We start from the raw sequence: 698 nt of genomic DNA, 5'->3' as shown, positions 1-698 counted from the left end.
GTTGGTCTTGGAGTCGATCTGCCGCTGGGCCAGGATCGTGCCGGCGGCGTGATCCAGCGCTGCGAGCAGGGTGACCTGCGCGAACCCGGTGGCGCCCGAGCCGCGCAGCACCTTGCCGTCCACCGCGATCACGCGTAGCGCGCAACCCGGCGGCGTGGGTGCCGCCGGGTTCGCGCCCGCGGTGTGCACGGCGGTGAAGGCGCAGGCCACGGCGTCCAGCACGCCGGCGTCGACGCGCTGCAGGACCCGGCGCACCGTGCGCTCGTCCGGCCCGGCATGCCGCCCGCGCAGAGCGTCCCACCGCGCCCCGACCTGCGCGAGCAGTTCCTGCGGGGCGTCCGCGGCCCACTCGGCCATCGCGTCCTGGCTGCCGTGCCCGGCCGCGATCGCGCACACGGCCAGGGCGAGGATCACCGGCAGCGCGTGACGCCGCCCACGCCGGTCACGCGGGTCCGGGACCTGCGCGAAGAACGCGGGCAAGGAAGCCGGGTCCGGGGCGCGCTGGCCCCGGGCAGGGGCCGTCGGGCAAGATGGGGCGGCGGGCACGGCATCTCCAGGGATCATCGGCGTAGACACCTGAATGATCCTCAGATGCCGTGCCCGCCCGCAAATCCGGCATGTCAGGCCACGCAGACCGTGCCGACGCACGGCTAAACCACCACGAACCCAGCCGCAAGATCACTTTGTCATTGACCCTG

1 protein-coding gene is annotated in these 698 nt (G+C 73.8%); it reads right to left on the bottom strand.

Features of this window, described 5'->3' with window-relative positions; translation table 11 throughout:
• On the bottom strand, positions 1-480 hold a 480-nt coding region (locus KGA66_RS29285), incomplete at its 3' end, for a transposase family protein (RefSeq protein ID WP_211472882.1).
• Between the last annotated feature and the right edge of the window lie 218 nt (positions 481-698).

The organism is Actinocrinis puniceicyclus (genome assembly GCF_018283645.1).
In the GTDB taxonomy this organism is placed as follows: domain Bacteria; phylum Actinomycetota; class Actinomycetes; order Streptomycetales; family Catenulisporaceae; genus Actinocrinis; species Actinocrinis puniceicyclus.
Note: the sequence above shows the minus strand (reverse complement) of the source record. Positions and strands in the feature narration are given on the sequence as shown.